Annotated in this window: 1 protein-coding gene; it reads left to right on the plus strand. The window is 54.6% G+C overall.

Annotated elements, in window-relative coordinates:
* Positions 1–487: hypothetical protein (locus I6F37_RS38715; protein WP_225154174.1), on the plus strand; the 487-nt coding region annotated here is incomplete at both ends.

Here is a 487-nt window from a genome sequence, read left to right on the forward strand (position 1 = left end):
ACCAACAATATGCCGGAATTCAGTGAGTTCGAGCGTGACACGCAGGCAATGCAAAGGGGAGTGATTGTCGGGCATGAGAACTGGCAGCAGACGTTGAATGACAACCGCGATGCGTTCATGCGGGTTTTCGTTACGCGGGCAGAGTTTGTCGGGCTTTATCCGACCACGGACATGCCCGGGCAGTATGTGGATAAGCTCTATCTGCATGCCGGCGTCACGCCAACAAGCAGTGAGCGCAGCGATGCGATGATCGAGTTTGGGAGCGCAACCACAGCGGCTGATGCCGGAGCGCGCGGCCGGACACTAGTACGTGTTACCGAGCACGCCGCATTTCGGCATCGAGAAATGAATCGCAGCTTTGTGCAGATGGAATACTTCGGTTACTTGAGGAGGAATCCCAACGCCTCGCCGGATGGAAACTTTGACGGCTATAACTTCTGGGTGAATAAGCTGAACGCGTTCGATGGTAACTACATCAGTTCGGAAA

The organism is Bradyrhizobium sp. NBAIM08 (genome assembly GCF_020193935.1).
Lineage (GTDB): Bacteria > Pseudomonadota > Alphaproteobacteria > Rhizobiales > Xanthobacteraceae > Bradyrhizobium > Bradyrhizobium yuanmingense.